This is a genomic window from Nonomuraea sp. NPDC048901, assembly GCF_040649695.1.
In the GTDB taxonomy this organism is placed as follows: Bacteria; Actinomycetota; Actinomycetes; order Streptosporangiales; family Streptosporangiaceae; genus Nonomuraea.
The window spans coordinates 1-21,580 of the sequence record NZ_JBEZFW010000046.1 but is presented as its reverse complement, the minus strand read 5'-3'; the positions used below and the strand labels follow the sequence as shown (position 1 = coordinate 21,580).

The 21,580-nt window shown below is 64.6% G+C and carries 20 protein-coding genes and 1 pseudogene; 13 read left to right on the top strand and 8 right to left on the bottom strand.

Annotated elements, in window-relative coordinates; translation table 11 throughout:
* Positions 1 to 132: 132 nt before the first annotated feature.
* From AB0C30_RS59360 to AB0C30_RS59350, 3 genes are all read right to left on the bottom strand, one after another.
* A complete protein-coding gene (locus AB0C30_RS59360; RefSeq protein WP_357962458.1) occupies positions 133 to 1,638 on the bottom strand; it encodes an ISL3 family transposase in 1,506 nt (501 codons plus the stop codon).
* A 368-nt stretch (positions 1,639 to 2,006) separates the two neighbouring features.
* Complete coding sequence (locus AB0C30_RS59355) at positions 2,007 to 2,291, bottom strand: integrase core domain-containing protein (RefSeq protein WP_357962455.1); 285 nt, start codon at positions 2,289 to 2,291, stop codon at positions 2,007 to 2,009.
* A 58-nt stretch (positions 2,292 to 2,349) separates the two neighbouring features.
* The gene (locus AB0C30_RS59350) at positions 2,350 to 3,108 is read right to left on the bottom strand and encodes a helix-turn-helix domain-containing protein (RefSeq protein WP_357962452.1); all 759 of its coding nucleotides are present in this window, start codon (positions 3,106 to 3,108) and stop codon (positions 2,350 to 2,352) included.
* Between the two features lie 76 nt (positions 3,109 to 3,184).
* Between AB0C30_RS59350 and AB0C30_RS59345 the strand changes: the two are divergent.
* Positions 3,185 to 3,700 (top strand): annotated as a pseudogene (locus AB0C30_RS59345) (DDE-type integrase/transposase/recombinase); the annotation flags it as partial.
* Between the two features lie 325 nt (positions 3,701 to 4,025).
* Here AB0C30_RS59345 and AB0C30_RS59340 read toward each other — a convergent pair.
* Positions 4,026 to 5,225 (bottom strand): class I SAM-dependent methyltransferase, encoded by a 1,200-nt coding sequence (locus AB0C30_RS59340; protein WP_357962450.1) that lies wholly within the window; start codon positions 5,223 to 5,225, stop codon positions 4,026 to 4,028.
* A gap of 191 nt (positions 5,226 to 5,416) precedes the next feature.
* Here AB0C30_RS59340 and AB0C30_RS59335 point away from each other — a divergent pair, with 191 nt between their 5' ends.
* Positions 5,417 to 6,253 (top strand): Gfo/Idh/MocA family oxidoreductase, encoded by an 837-nt coding sequence (locus tag AB0C30_RS59335; RefSeq protein WP_357962447.1) that lies wholly within the window; start codon positions 5,417 to 5,419, stop codon positions 6,251 to 6,253.
* Positions 6,254 to 6,296: 43 nt separating this feature from the next.
* On the opposite strand, the gene AB0C30_RS59330 is transcribed toward AB0C30_RS59335, so the two are convergent.
* The 4 genes from AB0C30_RS59330 to AB0C30_RS59315 form a co-directional block, all read right to left on the bottom strand.
* Entirely contained in the window at positions 6,297 to 7,250 is a 954-nt protein-coding gene (locus AB0C30_RS59330) for a UDP-glucuronic acid decarboxylase family protein (protein ID WP_357962445.1), read from the bottom strand.
* A 122-nt stretch (positions 7,251 to 7,372) separates the two neighbouring features.
* Positions 7,373 to 8,296: a hypothetical protein gene (locus AB0C30_RS59325; RefSeq protein ID WP_357962443.1), complete on the bottom strand. Its 924-nt coding sequence runs from the start codon at positions 8,294 to 8,296 to the stop codon at positions 7,373 to 7,375.
* 2 nt (positions 8,297 to 8,298) lie between these two features.
* Positions 8,299 to 9,336: a DegT/DnrJ/EryC1/StrS family aminotransferase gene (locus AB0C30_RS59320; protein WP_357962440.1), complete on the bottom strand. Its 1,038-nt coding sequence runs from the start codon at positions 9,334 to 9,336 to the stop codon at positions 8,299 to 8,301.
* Positions 9,337 to 9,396: 60 nt separating this feature from the next.
* The gene (locus AB0C30_RS59315; RefSeq protein ID WP_357962437.1) at positions 9,397 to 10,590 is read right to left on the bottom strand and encodes a hypothetical protein; all 1,194 of its coding nucleotides are present in this window, start codon (positions 10,588 to 10,590) and stop codon (positions 9,397 to 9,399) included.
* 157 nt (positions 10,591 to 10,747) lie between these two features.
* Between AB0C30_RS59315 and AB0C30_RS59310 the strand changes: the two genes are divergently transcribed.
* From AB0C30_RS59310 to AB0C30_RS59260, 11 genes are all read left to right on the top strand, one after another.
* A complete protein-coding gene (locus tag AB0C30_RS59310; RefSeq protein ID WP_357962434.1) occupies positions 10,748 to 11,704 on the top strand; it encodes a formyltransferase family protein in 957 nt (318 codons plus the stop codon).
* Between the two features lie 5 nt (positions 11,705 to 11,709).
* Entirely contained in the window at positions 11,710 to 12,732 is a 1,023-nt protein-coding gene (locus AB0C30_RS59305; RefSeq protein ID WP_357962431.1) for a hypothetical protein, read from the top strand.
* A gap of 144 nt (positions 12,733 to 12,876) precedes the next feature.
* The gene (locus AB0C30_RS59300; protein WP_357962428.1) at positions 12,877 to 13,590 is read left to right on the top strand and encodes a hypothetical protein; all 714 of its coding nucleotides are present in this window, start codon (positions 12,877 to 12,879) and stop codon (positions 13,588 to 13,590) included.
* 4 nt (positions 13,591 to 13,594) lie between these two features.
* Positions 13,595 to 14,179, top strand: coding sequence for a hypothetical protein (locus tag AB0C30_RS59295; protein WP_357962425.1), 585 nt, complete (start codon positions 13,595 to 13,597; stop codon positions 14,177 to 14,179).
* A 191-nt stretch (positions 14,180 to 14,370) separates the two neighbouring features.
* Positions 14,371 to 15,363, top strand: coding sequence for a glycosyltransferase family 4 protein (locus AB0C30_RS59290; protein ID WP_357962422.1), 993 nt, complete (start codon positions 14,371 to 14,373; stop codon positions 15,361 to 15,363).
* On the top strand, positions 15,360 to 16,448 hold the full coding sequence (locus tag AB0C30_RS59285) for a glycosyltransferase family 4 protein (RefSeq protein ID WP_357962419.1): 1,089 nt from the start codon (positions 15,360 to 15,362) through the stop codon (positions 16,446 to 16,448). The genes AB0C30_RS59290 and AB0C30_RS59285 overlap by 4 nt, the downstream gene beginning before the upstream one ends.
* A 15-nt stretch (positions 16,449 to 16,463) precedes the next feature.
* Entirely contained in the window at positions 16,464 to 17,288 is an 825-nt protein-coding gene (locus AB0C30_RS59280) for a phytanoyl-CoA dioxygenase family protein (RefSeq protein WP_357962416.1), read from the top strand.
* 1 nt (position 17,289) lies between these two features.
* Complete coding sequence (locus AB0C30_RS59275; protein ID WP_357962413.1) at positions 17,290 to 18,618, top strand: glycosyltransferase; 1,329 nt, start codon at positions 17,290 to 17,292, stop codon at positions 18,616 to 18,618.
* Positions 18,609 to 19,496 carry a phytanoyl-CoA dioxygenase family protein gene (locus AB0C30_RS59270; protein WP_357962410.1) on the top strand — a complete coding sequence of 296 codons (888 nt, stop codon included), beginning with the start codon at positions 18,609 to 18,611 and terminating at the stop codon, positions 19,494 to 19,496. The genes AB0C30_RS59275 and AB0C30_RS59270 overlap by 10 nt, the downstream gene beginning before the upstream one ends.
* A 134-nt stretch (positions 19,497 to 19,630) precedes the next feature.
* Positions 19,631 to 20,242, top strand: a complete 612-nt coding sequence (locus tag AB0C30_RS59265) for a class I SAM-dependent methyltransferase (RefSeq protein WP_357962407.1) — start codon at positions 19,631 to 19,633, stop codon at positions 20,240 to 20,242.
* Entirely contained in the window at positions 20,239 to 21,381 is a 1,143-nt protein-coding gene (locus AB0C30_RS59260) for a glycosyltransferase family 4 protein (RefSeq protein WP_357962405.1), read from the top strand. Before AB0C30_RS59265 ends, AB0C30_RS59260 begins: the two co-directional genes overlap by 4 nt.
* Positions 21,382 to 21,580: the final 199 nt, after the last annotated feature.

Below are 21,580 nucleotides of genomic sequence, written 5' to 3'. Positions count from 1 at the left end.
GGACAGACCCGAGAACACTATCTGCGCAAGCTCGTTGACATCCTTCACAGGAAGATCAACGATCTTCGCGACTTTCCGTCACCACCGAATGTGAGGCTCTGTCCCGTAATCGGTGGTGGCGTTGAGTGATCTTCATTGCAGCAGGATGCGGTGGCGCAGCAGGTCGAATCCGGCACGGCCGTGCATCTGGCGCATGATCCTCTTTGTGAGGGTGTTGACGCCTTCGGTTCGGCCGTTGTGGTGCGGAAGAGTGAGGGCGGCGTTCACCGCGCCACGGTCGAGTTCGAGGCCGTTGGCGTAGCCGTGCAGGTGGGGCAGGTCAGCGGCGCGGAGGGTGGTGATCCAGGCGGTGAGCTTGGCGTCGTTGCCTTCGGCCGGGGTGAGGAGTTCGGCGAAGCTGCGGACATGGCGGGCGAGTTCGGCCAGTTCGGGGCAGGCGGTCGTGAGCTCCTGCAACAGTTGGGTGTCGCTGTCGCGTAGCCGGTCGGGGTGGGTGAGCAAGAGGCGTGCCAGTCGGCGCGGGGTGATGACGGGTCGCTCTCCTTCGGCTCTGCCTTGGGTGATGTAGCGATAGAGCAGGTTGAGGCTGCCGGTGTAGCCGAGCTCTTTGATCTCGCGGAACAACTGCAGGACGGCAACGGCCGGGTCGGCGGCGCGCCGTTCGCGCAGGTGATCGCGGTAGGGATCGACGAGAGTGGGCCGGTAGCGGGGAGCGCGGCGCAGGGTGTCGGGTTCGCGGTTGCGGGCGTAGCGCTTGACGGTGTTGAGGGACAGGTTCAGGCGGCGGGCGCATTCCAGGAGGCCGACGCCCTTGTTCAGCAGGTCGTGGATCTGCCGCCAACGCTCGCGGGTGGTCTGTTCGCGGACGCCGGCGGGCCGGGGCGGGTTGACCGTGGCCCAGCAGGCGCTGTGGGAACGAACCTCAGCGAGGGTCTTGTCGCACAGGTTCGCCCACAAGTGCCACCTGTCACTGACCTGCACCGCATCCGGCAGGGCGCGTCGAATCGCCTCACCGTAGGCGCCAGACCCGTCGCGGCAGACGATCCCCACCCCGCAGTGGGATCGCAGCCACGTCTCCAGCACGTCGGCACCGCGGCCGGGCAGGACGTCGATCCGCTCGCCGGTCTCGGCGTCGATGAGGATGGTGGCATAACGGTGACGGCGCTTGAGAGCGAAATCATCGACGCCCAGCACTCTGGGAACCCGCAATGGTGGCAGCGGCAGCCGCATGAGCAGGCGCAGCGCCGTCGATCTGGACACCGCGACGGCCAGGACCGCCGAGAGCCGCGCACCCGCCCGGCCAGCCAGTTCCTTAACCACCGCGCCCAGTTGACCGGCGAGCCTGCTCGTTCGACGCTGGTAACGCTCGAGCAGCCCGGGCACCTGCTCACGGAACGTCTGCCGAGGGCATCCCCACGCCGGGCAAACCAAACGCCGCACCTGCAGCGACACCACCACCCGCCGCCCGTCGACCGGAACATCCGCGACCGTCCGGCTGCAATAGCCGTGCACCCGACCCGTCGGCACCCCGCACACCGGGCACGGCACCGGCTTGTCACGAGTACGAGCCATCACACGAATGAGGTCGTACTCGTCCCTGACATCCTCGATGATCAGGGCAGACAGCCCCCCAAACACCACACCCATAAGATCGTCGATCTTCAGCACGGCCCAGCCTGGCAGGTGCGCACTCAACGCCACCACCGATTACGGGACAGAGCCGTTAGTTTTACAGTCCCAGGCCCGGCCGGAACCCTCCGACGGCCCATCATGACCCGAGTCTGCATCCCCAACCCCGGCCTGGCCAGACCATCAAGATCTTCAGGACGCTCCTAGGGGCTGACCGGAGAGCTCGCCTGAGGGCTCAGAGAGTGATCCACTCGGTGGCGGTGGTGACCTCGTCGAGCACGGCCGGAATGGGCGCCACGCCCAGCCCTGGCCCGGTCGGCACCTGTACCGCTTCAAAACTCGTGCACATGGTCTGAGCTGGTGTTTCTTCGGGTTGGTCAGGCGGCACGGTGGTACTCGTTGATGGCCCCGCTGAGCATCTTTCGCCGCTGAACCCGGCCTTCCAGCGGCACCACGACGTCCTCGTCTTGATCAGATGGGCGTTGTTGACGGGACTGGTGCGGGCGATGCGCGTTGTAGTGCTCGGCGTACTCGTCCAGAACCGATCGCAAATGACATTTGTCGTATATCAGCATCCAGTCGATGCACTCGGCACGGACGGTTCGGACCCAGCGTTCGGCGTAGCAGTTGGCTCGAGGCGTCCGTGGTGGAGTCGTAATCACCGTGACGCCCAGGCTGGTGAAGATCTCGTCGAAGGCGGCGGTGAACTTGGCGTCCCGGTCACGGATGAGGAACCGAAATGAATGACCTGGCTCGGTGCCCGAGATCCATGAACAGATTTCTCGCCTGCTGAGCCGTCCAGGCGCCTGTTGGGTGAGCGGTAACGCCCAGGATGTGCACGCGTCGCGTTTCCACCTCCATCACGAACAACACGTACAGGCGCTTCAAGAAGACCGTGTCGACGTGGAAGAAGTCGCAGGCGAGCAATCCTTTCGCCTGCAGCCGCAGAAACGTCCGCCAAGAAGTGTCGAAGCTTCGTGGCACCGGCCGGTGCCTGCGTGAACGTAGGATCCGATACACGGTCGCTTCACCCACCTGCACGCCGAGCCGAACCAGCTCACCATATACCCGCCGGTACCCCCACCTCGGGTTCTCGCGCGCCAGGCGGAGAACCAGATCCCGAACCTCTTTGCTTGTTCCGGGACGGCCGGCGCGGTGTGGGTAAGTCCACGAGCGTTTGATCAAACGACGATGCCAGGCCAGGAGGATGCCGGGGGTTACGAGCCGATGTGTTCGCAGCACCGACGGCAGGAAGCGGGCCAACGCCGCCAAGAGCGCCCGGTCGGCCCAGTCCGGCCTCGGCCGAACGACCTGACGCTTCAACACGGCAACCTCATGCCGGAGCACCATGATCTCGACATCCTTGGACGCCTGACCACCCCCAGCAACACCAACCAGCCGAACACCCGAATCAAGGTCAGATACACCAGACGAACCGACACGGACCGCGATCTTGCCCTTGGGGCCTCCGGAGGTCAAAGCCGCAGATCAAGCACCACGCGATGAGTTATGAAGCAGTACACGCCGGCAGGCCACCCATCCACCCCGGGCCGTGCCCGAACTGATCGCCGACGCCCTCAACCGGGTCTGGGCGTGGGACATCACCAAACTCCGTGGCCCGGACAAGGGCGTCTGGTACTGCCTCTACACGATCATCGACCTGTTCAGCCGCTACGTCGTCGGCTGGATGGTCGCCTCCCGCGAGTCCGCCGACCTGGCCCGGCACCTCATCGAAGCGACCGCGCGCAAGCACGACATCGACGAAGGCACCCTCACCCTGCACGCCGACCGCGGCAGTTCGATGACCTCCAAAACGCTGGCCGAACTCCTCATCGACCTGGGCGTGGCCAAGTCCCACTCCCGGCCCCGGACCTCCAACGACAATCCGCACGTCGAAGCGAGCTTCAAGACGCTGAAGTACTGTCCCGCCTTTCCTGGCCGGTTCGGCTCGATCGAGCACGCCCGCGCCTTCTGCCAACAGTTCTACGCCTGGTACACCCGGGATCACTTCCACTCCGCGATCGGCTACCATCACCCGGCCGACGTGCACTACGGCCGCGCCGCCGCCATCCTCGACCGGCGCGCCGCCGTCCTGGCCGCCGCCGCCCGCGCCGCCCACCCCGAACGGTTCGCCAGCGCTGGCCTGCCCACCCCGCCCGACCTGCCCGCCCCCGCCTGGATCAACAAGCCCAAGACCAACGAACCGAAGGACGCCACAGAGAAGACGACACAGGATTAGCCCAGCTCAATCGCCTCGATCAGATTGACAGGTTCCGGTTGTCGCTGAGCACCTCGAACGGCACCCCGTAGCGGCGCATCGCCTCGGTGAACGCCGAGCTTTGAGGTGGGACCATTCGCGCCCTCCCGGCCGCCCCGCCGAGGCCGGGGCTGCCTGATCAAACATCCGCGCAGATGAAAGCCCATGGTCGGTCCTCCACCCGCGTCATCACGAGCGTGGCCTTCTCTCCGCCTCGGAGCCCCAGGCTCCCACCTATCTGCTCTACGTCTCCCGCCAATCCTCGCCTGCGTATGTCGACCCGCCCGATTCCCCTCGCACGCAACGCCTTCCGAAGGTTCTTGACATTCCACGGCAGCGAGTCCGTGATCCTGAGCCATCTCCCGAATGGAGTGGGGGTCGGAGAATCACCGCTCAGGAACGCGATGCGCGAGTCGATCTTCCAGACATCCAGCGTACGCGCCAGATCCTCCACGAGTTCGGCTCGGGTCACCGCTGGCGACGGGTCCAAGAGATATGCGCCGGGTGGCCGGACGTCGACCAGATCGCCGGGGACCGCCAGCAGGTGGGCATCGCCCGGAAGCACGCTCGCCTTCCTGCCCGCGGCCCCGCTGGACGGTGACCAGAGCACAGCCTCCTTCAGCGCTCTCCCCACGGCGACGAACTCGATTCCCCAGCCCTCAGGGACTAGATCGCGTTCGATTCCAGGTGCGGCCTTCACTGCCACCAATGCCGCTCGCTCGGCCAGTTGGTAGCACCATCCGAGGCTAGGTTGGTACCAATCAGGCCCACGTCGGTGACCGGCTTCGCGGCGTGAGGGGTCGATGAAGACGCTGTGGCCGTCGTCTATCCGGATCTTCTGTACGTCGGCCACGGCAAGACGGACTCTGTCCTGTACCCCGTAAACCTCAGCGTTCAGGCGGGCGCACGCGATCCTGCTCACGTCATAGTCGACCCCGGCTACCTCACCGTGCTCCGCCAGGAAGGCCAGGTCTCCGCCGATTCCACAGCACAGATCAAGGATCACGCCACGCGATCGAGCCGCGAACTGCTCTGCCCTGTGGCGAGCCACCACTTCAGACGACGCCTGTTCTAGTCCCTCCTGAGTAAAAAACATCTTGTCTGCCTTGCTGTACTTCTCCGCCGCTCTCCTCCGAAGGGCAGCCTGCTGAAGCGCGGCAGCGACCAGTTCCTCGTCCCAGCGGGAACGCAGCTTCGCGATAAGTGTTGCCGAAGGGGGTACAGAGGCCTCCTCCAGAACGGCCATGAGCTGACCGCCCTCGGCGGAGACGAGCGACCGCAGCCGATTCACCAGACAGTGCAGGCGACCGGCAGCGGAATCACCATCTGTGATCATCATTTCACTCTACCCCGCCGAGGCTTCCCGATCGGTTGTCGTGCAAGAGGTTAGGCCTGGTCACAGTTATGCCCATTGGCTCGACGACTGCCGCATGGTCCGTCTCGCGTGCTCGATCCAGCGTGGCCGGAGAAGACCGCAGAGCCACCGTTCTATGCCTACTGACATGTTCCGCCCGCTGATATAACACGTCTGTGGCCACATGGACTGCCGGAGTGGTGGGTACGGGCGTCTGGGCACGTGCCGCTCACATTCCCATGCTCATACGTACCAGCGGCGTCTCCCTCATCGGTGTCTGGAGCCGCAACCTACGGGCCGCCCACTCCCTTGCGAAAACGTACGGCATCAGGGCCTTCTCCAGCTATGAGGAGTTGCTGGCAGCCTGCGATCTGGTCGCCTACGTAGTGCCTCCCTCAGCGCAACCGGGTTTGGCGCTGCGCGCGGCCCGGCTTGGAAAGGCGCTGATCCTGGAGAAGCCGCTGGCGGCGAGCCAGGCTGAGGCATCAAGCCTCTGCTCGGCCGTCAAGCGCGCCGACTGCTCCACGATGATGATGCTGATGTTCAGGTTTCTGCCTCAGTTGCGGGAGCTGTCGCAGGCTCACCGGGAGATCTCCCCCGTCTCCGTCTCCGTGCGGCTACGGTTCCCGCCCCCCTCCGGCTGGAGAAGCTCACTCTCTCCATGGCTGGAAGCAGGGGCGCACGTAATCCACATAGCCGAGCAGCTCCTGGGGCCGGTCGTGGCCGTCGATCACGAGCAGAAGGATCAGCACTCGATCCGGGTCTCCTTGCACCATGTCTCCACCGCAGTCAGTCGCGGCGAACTGGTATCCACGGCTTCGCCCTCGCTGCCCAATTCGCACGGGGCCGTCGTCACTTGCGACAGCTCGGGCAGGACGCGGTCCGCCGGCCTCTACTTCGAGGACTTCGACTCCGCCCTGCAGGCGATGGCTGATCACCTTCGGCGCGTCCTCCGGGGAGAGTCCCATGATCTGGATGCCGAGTACGGGCTGCACCTTCAGAGATTTCTGTGACCCCTCCCTTTCATGCGCGAGACCAAGCCCGAGACGCCCGAGTTCAGGGGAGTGCCGCGGCGACATCCCGGAAGTACTCGATGGTGGAGTTGAGACCGTCGTCGAGCGTGACTCGCGGTTCCCAACCGAGCAGCGTGCGGCACAGCGTGATGTCCGGCCGCCTGACGCATGGGTCGTCCTGCGGCCGGGAGACGTAGACGAGCGGGCTTCGCGACCCGATGAGTTTCCGAACCAGTTCTGCCAGACCGCGGATGGAGATCTCGTGTGGATTGCCGAGGTTGATGGGCCCGGTGTGCCTCGACCTGAGAAGACGCCAGACTCCCTCCACGAGATCGTCCACATACTGGATCGAACGAGTCTGGCTGCCATCACCGGACACCGTGATCGGCTCTTCGAGCAGTGCTTGGCGGACGAACGTCGGAATGGCCCGCCCGTCGTGGAGCCGCATACGCGGACCATGGGTGTTGAAGATTCTCGCAATGCCGACGTTGACCCCGTGGCTGTTCCCATAGGCGACGGTCATCGCCTCCGCAAAACGCTTGGCCTCGTCGTAAACGCCCCGTGGTCCGATGGGATTGACGTGACCCCAGTAGGACTCCGGCTGCGGGTGCACCTGGGGGTCCCCGTACACCTCGGAGGTGGACGCCAGCACGAAGCGTGCTCCCTTCTCCTCGGCGAGGTCGAGTGCGTGCAACGTCGCCAGGGAACCGACCTTGAGCGTCTGGATGGGCATCCGCAGGTAGTCCGTCGGCGAGGCCGGTGAGGCGAAGTGCAGAACCGCGTCCACACGGCCGTCGATGCGCTGCGGTCTGGTGACGTCACCGTCCACGAGTTGGAATGGAACGTCGTCTTTGAGAAGGTGGGCAACGTTTCCTGGTGAGCCGGTGCAAAAGTTGTCGATGCAGACGACCTCGTACGACTCGTGAAGGAGCCGTTCGCATATATGTGATCCCAAGAACCCGGCTCCTCCGGTGACCACGGCGCGGCGCGCGGTCATGCCGGACTCGTTTCCGCGACGTGTCGGCGGTTCCCTCTCATACTAAGACTCCTCTCCGTGTACGGAGCCGAGCCGCATGGCCCTGCTCCGTACTCTGATCCGGCACTTCCCAAGGCCCTGCACTACCACCGGCGAATCAACCTTTGCTGCGTTGCATACACTGGCGGGTGCGCGCCAGCGGAACTGCCGTCGGGCTGGAGTACACATGCGACACCCGCGGCCCCGAGGCTCGCGATGCCGTCCTGGCTCAGGTTCACTCCCGACGCCACGACGATCGCTTCTCCCCACATTTCCCGGTCCAGCTGATCCAGGCGATCACACAGCTCGGAAACGGCACCGCTCTCGGTCTGCGCAGCACCGACGCAGGCGACGACCCTGTCACCCGCGCTCGCAGCGAGCGCGCGATGAAGCGTGTTCTCCACGGCCGCCACCGCCAAGACGACCGGCCCCGGCCCCGCTTCTGTCAGCCCTCCCAGGAGTCCCAGTGTCCGGTCGTTCACCAGCGCCTCTCGATCCTCCTCAAAGAAGAGGCCATAGTGCTGGTGCACTGGTCGCGCGACATGTTGTAACCGGTCGAACGCCACCATGTTCACTGTGGCGAATCGTGTCCGCGTCCGGCACCTCGTATCCGGTCTGATGCCGCCGGAGATGCGGGGCACCACCACCACATCAAGGCCCATCGAGCCGAGCGCCTGCGCCTCTGGAGCATCGATCTCACATGTCATTGCGACGCAGTCGTTAACGGCGCCGTCGGGCCGGGCGAAGCGAGCCGCCCGCGCCAGTGTTTCGGCGGACGCCGGTTCCGTGTCTGCCACAAGGGCGGCCCCGACCGGCAGGCCGTTCTTCACCGACGCCGCCGCCGGTCCACCGGTGAGCAGGGAGAGCCGCCGCGCGATGGCCAAGGCCCGCACGGCGTCCAGCATGTTGTTGTAGCTGAGCGTCCCAGCCTCGGCTCTCAAAGGGAAAGCGAATCCGTTGCCAGATCCGACCGAGCCCGACTGGCCCGGATTGGAGCCATAGAGAAAGTGGTACCGGTTCCCGACCATGCTCAACACCTCAATGACCGGCGGACACTGTCGATAACGTGCCGCACCTGTTCGTCACGGAGCCTTTCGTGCAGAGGGAGGGAGACCACTCTTTCGGCCAAGCGCTCGGCCACGGGGAACGCTCCTGGGCCGCCCAGATCTCTGTGCGCACTCCAGAAGTGGACCGGTCTCTTGTAGTGCACCTTCAGTTCGACTCCGAACCCGGCCAGAGCACTCATGAACGCCGGACGGTCGTCGACCTCGACAACGTACAGGTAGCAGCCATGCTCGGAACCAGGATCAACAGCCGGATTCGAGACGATGCCCAGTGGCGATAGGCATTCGGTGTACTCCTGAGCGATCTGCCTCCGGCGCGCGAGGATGGCGTCCGCTTCCCCGACCTCTGACCGGATGATCGCGGCCTGGATCGGATCCATGCGCAAATTAAGCCCGAAAGAGATGTAGTCACCCGACTCGGCTCCTTGATTGCAGTATCTGCGCATCTTGTCCGCGAGCAGGTCGCTGTCAGTGGCGACCGCGCCCCCCTCACCGATCGACGCGATGGCCTTCTCGCGACCGAAACTGAACACGCTGGCCGAGCCCGTCGAGCCAGCCATCCCGTCGGGTCCACGCGCTCCCAACGCCTGGCATGCCTCTTCTAGGACAATGGCCGCTGGAACCGTGTGCCGCAGATCTCCGACATCGCAAGGGCGGCCGTACAGGTGCACCGGAACGACGACGTCCGTGACACGGCCGGATGCCTGGGCCACCTCCGCAGGACTGATCAGATATGTCGTGGGATTCACATCCACCAGCCGAACCCGCGACCCCAGCAGCCTGGGCACGGCGGCCGTCGCCACGAAGGTGTTCGCCGGCACGAGGACCTCCTGATCGGGGCCCAGTTCCAGCGCGAGGAAGGCAAGCACCAGCGCCGCCGTGCCGCTCGCCGTCGCGATCACGTGCCGCACGCCGAGATATGCCGCCAATTCCTCTTCCAGGACGGCGATGGATCGTGCCGGTCGGACCCAGGCCAGGTTCTGCACGCTCTCGTCGAACGCCATCCGCCATGCCGCTCCGCGCTCAGAGCTTCTACGGGTCTGGTCACGAAAGGGTACGAACACTCAGCCACCTCGACACAGGGTCAGAAATTCCACAGCGGCGTCGAAAACACTGGAGGGGGCCCCATCTGCCGTCTCCATGTGCCGCAAGAGAAGATGACCTCCGTAGGCGAGGCACGCCAGAGCCGAAGACAGCATGTCCCTGCCCTCTTCGGCACAGATCCGCGCATGGGACAGGCGGCACGCGGATTCGGCGAGAGCATGACAGGCGACGACAAAGACCAAAGCCCTCTCCCAGGCGCCTTCCCGGTCCAGAAGCCGCTGGTAGCCGGCGGCCGAGTTGAGCGCGCGATGAAGCTCGCAGGTGTCGTGCGCGGCGACCCGCCGCCAGCCTTCCTCGATCGACATCGAGATGGAGAGACGGCCTGAGCCCTTATTCACAGCCGTCCGGAAGACGACGGGCCGGCGACGCAACAGATCAAAAAAACTCACCGAGAAAACGAGTTTGCCGAGGTCGTACAATAAATCCTTGGCGCGTTCGGACGAACCGGGATCGATTAGCCTGAAGGACCGATCGCAAGAGTCAACCAGTAATAAATTACTGGAATTGAGATCGCCATGCACGGGATAATAAAGGCATTGCGGGATCCAGCTCCCCCTCGTCGCAGGGATTAGTTGCAATACCTCCGCAGGACTTCCGATGACACTTCCGCAGCAGCTCAGGACGTCGTCTCGGCCGATCGTTCCCCGAAGGCCCTCGAGCAGGTAACTCAGCCGCCGCGACACCCTCCCCAGATACACTTCGCGAACGTATTCAGCGTGGCCGGGGACACATTCCCTGGAGTAGAGAACTGCAAGCGAATTCAAGATTTGCGGCAGCGACTCCATAATGGTTGCCGAAGGCGACGGAGGCGCGAACCTCCTGGCGGTCAGCAGTTCCGAACCTGCTATCCAGCGGGTGACGAACCACGAATGATCGTCTCCGTGTCCCTCCATGGCGATCGGCTCGTACACTCCGGGCAAGTCGCGGGCAAGACGGTGCTGGCGAATGATCTTCCTCCGGAAACTCGGCAGATCATGCCCGTCCACGACTCGGTCATGCTCGCTCAGGAACTTCAGCGCGAAGTCGTCCCCATCAGAACGCGATGACCGTAACCGGATGACCCGGGCGCCGGAACCGCCTATCAGCACGTCGGATGGCACGGCGCCGGTGAGCTCACTTATATATCGCAGCGTTTTAACGGCAATATGGGACACCGGACCCTCCGAAGCCGTCATTTCCGATCAAGCACCGCCACCCGGCGCGAGTACCGCCTTGCCGATGACCATACCAAGAGAGGTTGGACAGAGTAAGGCATTGACAAGGCGGTCCGGGCATCAGAATCTCGCTAGAGGCGTGATTCAGGAGGTGCCGTTGCCAAAGAAGATCGAAAACCTCACATTGCTGGGGTGCCGATATACCACCGGCGACGCCCTTCGAGGTCTCGCCAGGCTTGGATATCCGCCCTCATCATGCATCACAATCACGCGCGAAGAGGCAGCCAGTAAGCGTGTGATCGGATATGCCGATCTCGCACCGCTGTGCAGAGAACTCGATATCGAACTGGACGTCGTGGACTCATACGGATTAACCAGCGACAAGTCTAGAGACGTCGTCCTCAGGAAGAAGCGCAGGCTCCTTCTTCTCGCTGGCTGGGGGCGACTCGTCCCGCCCTGGTTCCTTGACAGCCTCGAATTGGGTGCATACAGCGTGCACACCGCAGGACTCCCGCTACCCTTCGGCCGAGGGCACGCACCGATCAATTGGTCTTTGGCGCTGGGCATGAGAAGGCTCTTCAGCCAGTTGTTCCGGCTGGTGGAGGAGCCGGACCGAGGCCTGATCGCGGGAGTCCTCCCCTTCGATGTCACTCCCCAGGACGACGCCAATACCCTACATTTCAAGAATTCCCTGGCCAGGATGGAGCTCTACCGGCGCCACCTGCCGGACATGCTGGACGACAGCATCGAGCTCCGCCGCCAGGCCGGATTCATGGACACCTGGTTGCACCGGCGTGGCGACGCCGACAACATGCTGGACTGGAACCAGACGGCCGAATCGGTCTGCGACGTGATCCGAGCGATGACCCGGCCGTATCAGGGCGCCAAGACAAATCTCATGACCGAACAGATCGAGCAGATGGTGGTGTGGCGCGCGGTTCCCGCCGGTGCGGCGCTCAGCCCTGTTGGCGGGACACCCGGCGAGATTGTCACCGTGTTCGAGAGCGGGGAATTCCTCGTCCATGCGAGCGACGCATGTGTCCTCGTCATCGACTATGAAGGCCGGCGGCTGAAGCAGGCGGACATAGGGAGGCGCCTCTCATGCGCGGTCTAAGGTCGATGGTCCCCGGAGACGAGGTCGCCCTGGCCGGGCTGACGGTTCGTTTCAAGGAATGGCTGAGCACCACGACGAACACGCTCATGTTCCGCGCGGAGACGCGTTCGGGCACCGAGGTGACGGTCAAGACCACCGAGGCGTCCGCCGGCCGCGATCTGGTCGGAAACGGCTCCGAGCAACTCGCGGCCCAGGCAGGGCAGTTGCGGGCGACCGAACGAATTCTGGGGGCCGCCTCACCGTTTCCTAGATTTGTGTCCTTTGACGGGGACACGCTGATCCAGGAGTATGCCAGAGGCGGCGTCCTCACCCGAGCCGCTCTCGCAGATCGACACGCCCCAGCCCTGGAACTTGCCTTCGACACGCTCCTCCGGCTGTCCCAGCTCTCCTATGAGCATCGCACCGCCGCCACACTGCGCGACCTTGATTTCCTCACTACGAGGCTGAGCCGATTGGCGGACATCCTCCGTCATATCTGCGGCGCCGAGTTGTCGCAGCACATCCGTGAGAACGCGTCCCTCTCCTGCGCGATCGACACCGCGATCAGCTGGCAGCATGATCCGCCCATCGACTTGGGACGGACTCTAACGCTGTGTGCACACGGCGACTTCGTTCCGCAGAACATCGTCGCCGCTCCCGGTGGCGGGGAGATCACCTTCATCGACCCCAGAGGATACGTCCTCTGGGAAGATGGAGTCCCGTGGTGGGATCCCGTCATAGAATTGGCCTCCTTCACCCTATTCCATGAGATCGTGCCGCGACTGTCCGCCGCCGCTGACCACATGACGTCGGGGGAGCCCTGGGCATCCGTTCAGCCGTTCCATGACAGTGCTACGCGCCTGGGCATAGATGTGGGGCGCGCATGGCCGAACCTCGAGCAGGAGCTCGACTACTTCATCAGTGCGCGGATCATCGGTTTCGTCGCGGTGTCGGCCTTCTACCAGGCCTCATCCGCCTTCCCAGACGCCACGGTGCTGGCCGATCTCCTGCCCCTGTCGGTCAGGCGTGTCGAATCACCGATCGCTTGAAACGTCTCGCTACGGAGGTGCGGCATGGCCCTCGGGAACGTGCGGCAACCACGGTCCGACATCCGGCAACCGGCTGACGCGGGGAACACCCCGATAGCCGGATGCTTCGCGCTACCCTCGATCTGCGGCGGCAGACGCCGGACGATGCGAGACCTGGTGTGCATGTCCCAGTCGGAGATCGAGAGCGGCCTGGACGCGGCGGAGATGGATCGCGTGCTCTACTGTGCCCATCGCGACGTGCGAGGCGACATCACCTGCGCGGACGGCGCCGCTATCGCGGACGGCATCTGCCCGCTGGACACCGTCCGCTACGCCGGGGGCGTCCTGGCGACTGGAGAGGTCGTACGCTCCATCGGGCACTGGAATCCTGCGGATCAGTGGGAGATCTTCGAAGTCCAGCAGGGCAGCGTGACTCTACTCGTTCAGCAACTCCCCGGCGCGCCGATCCATCTGATCCGTGGGTTGCCGGGCGAGATGTACTATCTGGCGCCGGGCAGTTGGCACACCACATACGTCGCCTGCGACGACGCGGTGGTCAGCAATGTATACCTCTACAGCCGTACCGATGCGTCGGAAGGCAAGTACATGTCCGACTGCCGACCGCCAGCGGCGACGCTGCGACAGAATGCGAACGGCCGTGTCTACGTGGCCGAAGCTGAGGCACGACAGGGAAGCATCTTCACATGGACCGGGGATTCCGCGCCTGTCGCGGCCGCTGAATTCGGCAGCCTTTCGGACATGCCTTCCGGTCTGATGGCGAAGGCAGCGGCCTCCTTGGGGCAGGCCGCGCGGGCGGCGCAGTCGCCGTTCGTCCGGCTGGTGCCAAGCACGACGAAGGGCGGTCGCGCCCATGTTTGACAGATTGATCCTGGACGCCGGGGACGTGCTCATCGCCGACGCCATGCCCGGCGTATTCGCCGACATGGCCGCGGACGCGGGGGCCATCGATGCCACCCAGTCACTCATTGAGAAGCACATATCCGTCTCCAGACAGCTCTGGGGAGGCGAGATGTCCGAGACCGCCTACTGGGAGCACCTAGCACAGGCGCTCGGGACCAGGGAGGATGGGCACTGGCGTGGCCTGCTGGCCACGCGACTGCGACCACTCGTCCACCCCCGGGTGCTCAGGCAGTGGGCAGAATGCGTAGACCTGGTCCTGCTCTCGAACCACCGCACCGAATGGCTCATCCCGGCAATGTCCGGTGCCGGATACCTGGAACACTTCACCCAGCTGGTCATCTCGGACTCGGTGGGATTCGTGAAACCTGACCGTGAGATATTCGAGCTGGTCAACCCCCCGAAGGGGCGGGCGCTGTTCGTGGACGACCGCGAATTCAACCTGACGGTCGGCCGTTCGCTGGGCTGGCGGACAGTGGCTGGCGCCCCCGACGGACGCTGGGTAGGCAAGGTCTCCGCACTTCTCGGCGTCCAAGGGCTCGTGCCATGAGCCGCGGCGTCATCGTGTTCGCCACCTCAGCACCGTTCTGGCCTCCCCTTCAAGGGGACAGCGCCCGGAACGCCGCGCTGATCCAGTACTTCATGGCGCGAGATTGGAGCGTACATGTCGCGCACCTGCGAGGGCTTTTCGAGACAGAGCCGGATTATGATGAGATGGCCCGGCGGTGCAGTTCTCTGACCGTGTACAGGCCGACCGAGGCGGAGGACGCGCCCCGGCGTTCGGGCAGCGACCGCTGCGACGACTGGTGTCCTGAGACCTACGCCCGTCTCGTCCGCGAGCTCTGCCGAGATGTCAGCGCCGACGCTCTGGTAACGCAGTTCGTCCTGCTCTCCCGCTGCCATCTGGGATTGACTGCAGACACACTGCGCGTCATCGACGCGGACAACCTGTTCGCCGACCGGCGGGAGGGGTTCGCCGCCGCAGGCCTCGATTACTGGTGGTTCTCTACTTCCCGGCAGGACGAAGACACCTGTCTTCGCCGCGCCGACCTGCTCGTTTGCATCCAACCGCAGGAGGCTACGACGCTGTCCGACCGATCCGGCGTCGACGCGATGGTCGTTCCGCACACAGCCTCGCCGGCTGTGTGCCCACCCGCCACAGGGAGCGGGCTCCTGTACGTCGGATCGGCGAACCCGGTGAACATCGACGCGATCGGCTCGTTCATCTCCGCAGGGTTGCCGCAGCTTCGCGCGGCCGGGCTGGACACACGACTCACCGTGTGCGGTGGTGTCTGTGCTCACCTTCGCGAGTCCCCGGACATCGTGCTCGCCGGTGTGATCGGCGACCTCTGGCAGCAGTACGTGGAAGCAGCCGTAGTCCTGAATCCAGCCGCCGTGGGGACGGGGGTGTCCATCAAGACCGTTGACGCCATTGCCCACGGCAAGTGCCTGGTGACGACTGCGGCCGGCGCGTCAGGGATCCCGGGCATCGATCGGGCGGCCCGCGTGGTCCCGTCACAGGCGCACGTACCCGCCGCGGTGATCGACCTCCTCCGTGACGCGGCTCTGATCCGTCACCACGAGCGGCGCGCCGCCGAGGCGGCCCGGCAGATGGCCGACACCAAGGCGTTGGCGGTATTCGAGCAACGGATCCTCACCCGCAGGCGGGGCCGGTTCGCCAGACAGCAGCCTACTCATGGGGCAGGCTATGCCACAGAGCGGGTGCGCTCGTGAGGCTTGTGGTGTTCCTGTCCCACACCGCATCGAGGACAGGAGCCCCGCTAATCCTGCTCCATCTCCTGCGAGCGGCTCGGACTCGGTTCGACTGCCGGCTGGTCCTGGGCGAAGACGGCCCCCTCGGCTCCAGCTTCAGGGCGGCGGTCCCCACGCTCGTGCTTCCGGCTCATCACGACGACGGACCTGACGCGCGCCCGCGGAAGACACTTTTGGCGTGGCTGGATCGCGCGTCTCTTGTCTATGCCAACAGCGCCTTCTCCCATGATCTCCTGAAAGGGGTCTCCCTGAAGTGCCCGTTGCTGTCCCACGTACACGAACTCGAGATGGGACTGGCGAACCGGACAGTGCGAGTGCCCTGCGCCGGAGAACAGCGGTTCATCGCGGTGTCAGAAGCAGTGCGCTCGAACCTCATCCACCAGCACGCCATCTCACCGCAAGCCGTCACCGTCAGCTACGGCTTCGCGCCTCCGGCATCCGGCGAGCCTGGTCCGGGCGTGGAATCGCTCGCTCTGGCAGGCACGGGAAGGCGGCCGCACATCGTCGGCTCCATTGGAACGCTGTGGCCGTACAAGGGCCCGGATCTGTTCGTCGCACTGTGCCAGCAGGTGCTCGCGGATCTCGGTGCCGACCCCGCGACCCCGCGCTTCGTCTGGGTGGGGGGAGCTCATGAGGGCCCAGAATGGCAAAAGCTCAGCGCCCTGATCCGCGACGCGGGCATCTCCGGGAGCATCCGGCTGATCCCGGAGGTCGCGGATGTGCGGCCCTTCCTCCGCCAGTTCGATGTGTTCGTGTCGACGGCGCGGGAGGATCCCTTCCCGCTCGTGGTTCTCGAGGCCGCCAGAGAAGGCAAGCCGATCGTGACGTTCGACTCCGGCGGAGCGGTGGAGTTCGTCGGATCGACAGCCGGCGTGGTTGTGCACAGATATGACATCCCGCAGATGAGCCGGCAGGTCACGGCTCTCCTCCGTGACCCGGGCAGAAGGGCCCGTTACGGCGCGGTGGCCATGGCCCGGGTGAGATCCCGTTTCGGAGCAGAAGCTGGGGTCGCACGGCTGGTACAGCTCATCGACGACTTAATGTGAGAGGGGTGTGCTGTCGTGGAACCGACGCCCGAGGAGACATACCAATTCGACCTCCAGGGTTTTCTCCTGCTCAAGCAGGTTCTGACTCCTCAGGAGGTGGACGAGGCCAACGCCGTACTGGACTCCCGGACGTTGGCCACCCATTCGATGCAGAATCCCACGCGGGCGCCGTTACATCCACGAAGCGCCTTCCTCATGTGGGACAAGATCTTCCGTGATCTGATCGACCACCCGCAGGTGCTCTCCTACCTCATCGCCTGGGTGGACAGAAGCCTGAGGCTCGACCACTGCTATCCCCTGTTCTCGGCCTTCGGGGAGAAGCAACTGCCCTTGCATCATGGCGGGTACCCATACCAGTACTTCGCCAGATACGACCAGCAGCGCGGCAGGATCTTCAACACTCTGGTCGTGGTCTCGTGGGCGTTGACCGACCTGCCCGCGACCCTCGGGACCTTCACCTGCATACCCGGCAGCCACAAGGCCTCGTTCGCGCCACCCGCGGCCGTCATGCAGCACGAGAGGCCCGCCGGTTACGTGATCGACGTGCCCATGGAACGGGGAGATGTCGTGATTTTCACAGAGGCTCTGACTCACGGTTCGAGAACATGGCGTGCCCGCCACCAGAGAAGGACCCTGCTTTACAAGTACGCCGCTCCGTGCGTCGCGTGGTCCAACGAAACCTGGCCTGATGAGTTGCTCGATCTGCTGTCGGAGAGGCAGCGGCGGCTGCTCAGGCCGGCTTACATGCACGACGTGCACTCCCGGGGGCACGGATTCCGGAACGCGGTGATGAGGCCGGACTCCTATCCCCTGCTCGACTCAGCAAAGGACGACCACTGAGATGGCCAGCATCCTCGTGGTCGCACACGGGCATCCGGACATGAACGTGGGCGGCGGCGAAAAGGCCGCGTATGACGAGTTCACTGAGCTGTCACGGGGAGCGCGCGGTCACGACTGCGTCTTCCTGTTCCCCCGGCCGGTCGAGCACGCTGCGGCTGCAGGAGGCCGCTGGCTGCTTCCTTATGCGGGCGGCCGGAACGAGCTCTCCTTCGCCCTCGCGACGATCGGGGCCGGGGCGTACTCGGTGTTCGACGACCGCTGGGAGCTGCCAGCCGCGCTCCGCAGCGAACTTGCCGCGCTCGTGGAACGGGTCCGACCGAGTGTCGTCCACTTCCATCACTACTACCAGGTCAGCATCGACCTAATCGTTCACCTCCGTGCTCTGCTTCCGGAGGCGACGTTCGTTATGACGCTCCATGACTACAAGGCTGTCTGCCCGACCGGCTACCTGCTGAAAAGCGAAGCGCTCGGGCTCGCCAACCACAGTCGGCGCTGTCTGGGGCCGACGCCGGACGGTTGTTTCACATGCACCCGAGCCGACACCGCCAGACTCAGGCGCAGGGTTCACGGGTACGAGCAGATGTTCGACTCCCTCGATCTCGTCGTCACTCCCAACGGTTTCCTGGGCGAACGCTTCGCCGCGGCGTTCAGCCGGTTGCCGCCGGTCGTCCATCTTGATTATGGATACGCCACCTGCGCTACGAGTGCGGATGCTCCAGAAGCCACCACCGGGCTGGAACGGAGATTCGGCTTCTTCGGGCGAGCCATTCCGGAGAAAGGGCTGGACAGCCTGCTCACCGCGTATGCGCTCATGACGAACCGAGGGCTTAGGCTGCACATCAGCTCGCCCGGCATCACCGCACAGTCGGTGGCCGACAGCCATCCGGAGCTGTGCGGCCCGATGGCCGCCGGACTGCTGACCCTCGCCGGTGACGACCGCCCGGCCGACACACGGAGGCGGATCCCGTCCCTGGGCTGGATCGTGGTGCCTTCAATTTGGTGGGAGAACTCCCCGCTCGTCATCCAGGAAGCCTTCGCCCTGGGGCGACCAGTGATCTGCGCGGCCGGCGACGCCTTGGCAGAGAAGGTGGCCGACGGCGTCAACGGGCTCACGTACACCGTCGGCGACAGCGAGGAACTCGCCGTTCGGCTCGCGGAGGCAACTGACCGGGACACCTGGAACCGGATGCGGGCCGGAGTAATCGCGCCACAACCGATCGCCGCGCACTGCGACGAACTGGAACGGATCTACGGCATGGCCGTGCCTGGGTTGAACCGGGGTGACGGCACCGACCCGATCCCAGAAGAGGGAGACAGCAAATGGTGCTGACGGATACAGAGCTGCGATCCTTCGACGAGAACGGCTTCCTCGTTCTCCACGAAGTCTTGGGCAGCGACGAGCTGAGAGAAATCCGGCAGGCCGCCGATGAACTCTGCGCCCTGGACGGTGACCGGATACCGGAGGACTGGCGGGAGGACTACCGATACGGCGCGCTGGTGGGAGCGGCCGTCAACACAGGGAGCATGCTGTGCCGGTTGGAGTATCCCCTGGCAAAGGACCGGCGCTTCCTCGCGATGGTCGCCAACCCCGCGATCCTTGCCGTCGCTGCCGATCTGCACCAGGACGAGGTGGTCCTGACGTGGGAGGACATGGTCGTGAAGACCCCCGGTTCCGGAGAGCCCGTGCCCTTTCACCAGGACGACCTCTTTCAGAGCCGCGCCTCACGCGTGTTCAGCATCGGAGTGTATCTGGACGACTCCACTCGTGATCCGCTCCTGGTTTATCCGGGCACGCATCAACTCGGGCCACTGAGCGAGTCACAGGTGGAGGCGTGGGTGGCAGCAGCCAAGGAGCCTCCGCTCAGGGTCCCGGTCTCGGCTGGTGACGCGATTGTCCACAACGTGCGCATGATTCACGGCTCCTCCGCGAACACCTCGACGCTTCGACGGGTCGTGTACCTGGAGTTCCGTACACCGGATCAGGTCCGATACGACAGTCCCTGGGATGAGTGGTGGTTGGAGCGGCGGCTTTCCATCGTTCCTGCGGCGATACGCGAGCGAGCGGCTCTGGGGTGGGGCGTCAATCCCGCCTGGAAGACGGCGGAGGCCAAGACTGACTGGTCGGTACGAATTCCTCCGTCCCCCGGGGACGAGGTATACCTGCGGGTCGACCACAAGGACATCGCGCAGAGGCGACAGGAATCGTGATGCGACCGTTCCGGGACCGAAGGGGCCGCCGAGAGCAGGCGGCCTACCGGATCCTCCGGCGTCTGGGAGAGGTCGTCGCCCCTTCATATGTGATCGGAGGGCCGCCTCGATCCTGGATGGCGGACGCGGCCTTCATGAAGGGACTGGACAGGTTCCGGCCGTACGGCCTGCGGGATTCGCTCGAAAGATATTTCAACCTGGAGAACCTGGCGAGGGCGGCCCTAGGTCTCGGCGGCGAGTTCGCGGAATGCGGCGCCTTTTACGGAGGCAGCACGTACGTCCTGCTCCGCGCCCTGAGCGAGGCCCCGCTGCGGCTACACGTGTTCGAATCGTTCAGAGGGTTGCCACCTCCGGGCCCGAAGGACGACCGACGCTGGAAGGAAGGTGACTTCCGCAGTTCGGACAAGGTCTTCCTGGAACTTACGCGGGATTACGCAGGCAACCTCTGTCTGCACACGGGCGACGTACAGACATCACTTCCCCACCTCGCGGACAGGCGATTCGGCTTCGCGCACGTGGATCTGGATCTCTACGAATCCACCAAGTACGCCATGACGTTCTTCCTTCCCCGTCTGGTGGCCGGAGGGGTGATCGTCTGTGACGACTACGGTTTCCCTACCGAATCGGGTGCCAAGGCCGCGGTAGACCAGACCTGCGCGGCGGCTGGTGCCCGTGTCATCCCTCTGTCCAGCGGGCAGGCCGTCGTCGTTGGGTGCCCGCCATCCTCCGGTAGAGGGGCGGCATGACCGACGTCCTTGTGTTCCTGCCCAGCTCCGGTCTGGGCGGATGCGAGCACTACGCCGAACTCGTGACCAGGCATCTGCGCATGCGAAACCCCGAAATCTGCCTGGCTGTGCCCCGGCTTCCAAGCCTTCGGGAATGGGTCTCCTCGATCAGATCCCGGCAAATCCGCGTCCTGTGCTATCCCCCTGGCGAGCGAGGGGCGGACGGTTTCCCAGACGCGGTCCACCAGGAGCGCGCAGCGCGAACAGTGGTGGACTCCTGCGCACCGGATCTGGTCATCGCCATCCTTCCCTGGCCTCTGGCCGGTACTGGCATAGAGTCGGTGATCGCCGACGACCAGCTGCCCAGCGTTGCCGTGTTCCAGTTGTTCTGCCGCAGGCTCCAGCTAGCGCCCAGCCTGCGCGCGCGCTATCTACGAGCATGGGAGGGCGGGCAGGTGTGGGTGACCGTATCAGCCGACAATCGGCGTTCGATCGCCGCCAGTTTCGGCGTTCCCACCGCGAGCATCACCGTGGTGCCGAACGGAACGGAGCTGATGCCGCAGAACGAGGTGTCCGATCACTCCCGAGAGGTCGCCCGTGCGCGCCTGGCCATCGATCCGGAGTCGTGGATACTTCTGACCATCGCCCGGCTCACCGATGTCAAGCGCGTGGGACTGATCCTCGAGGCGGTCGCGATGCTGCCTGACAACATTCGCTCTCGCGCAACGCTGTTCGTGGTCGGTGATGGCGAGCAAGGAGACGACCTCAGAACACGCGCCGCGTCCCTCGATCTACGCGATCAGGTGCGGTTCACCGGGCACGTGCTCGATCCGCACAACTACCTGCTGGCCGCGGATGTGTTCGTGACCGCCTCCTGTTGCGAAGGGCTCGCCTTCTCCACACTGGAGGCGATGGCGAGGGGCTTACCGGTGATCGCCTCTTCCGACTCCTCTCATCGAGAGCTCGTACGTGACGGAACGGACGGCCTGCTGTTCTTGGGTGACGCACCCGAGGCACTTGCACATGCGCTCCGGCGAATGTGGGCTTCGCCGGACTCACACCGTATGGGGCAATCAGGCCGAGGGCGCATCTCGGCTTCGTACAGCCGCTCTTCGATGTTGTCAGGGCTCGACAGGGCAATTGCCGAGGCGATGAAATGATCGAACTCTGAGCAACGAGCCTGGCCGCATCACCAGTTGAGATGGCGTTCCGCTCGACGCCCTCTTGCGTGTGGGTGCCGAATATTGTGTCGCCTCATGCGACCTGAGCTTCCCCCTGTTCTCCGGACACTTGGCCTGAGGTCACTCTTGATCATCAGGAAGGATGTCCTCCATGCCCGCACCACATCCGCCAGAGTTC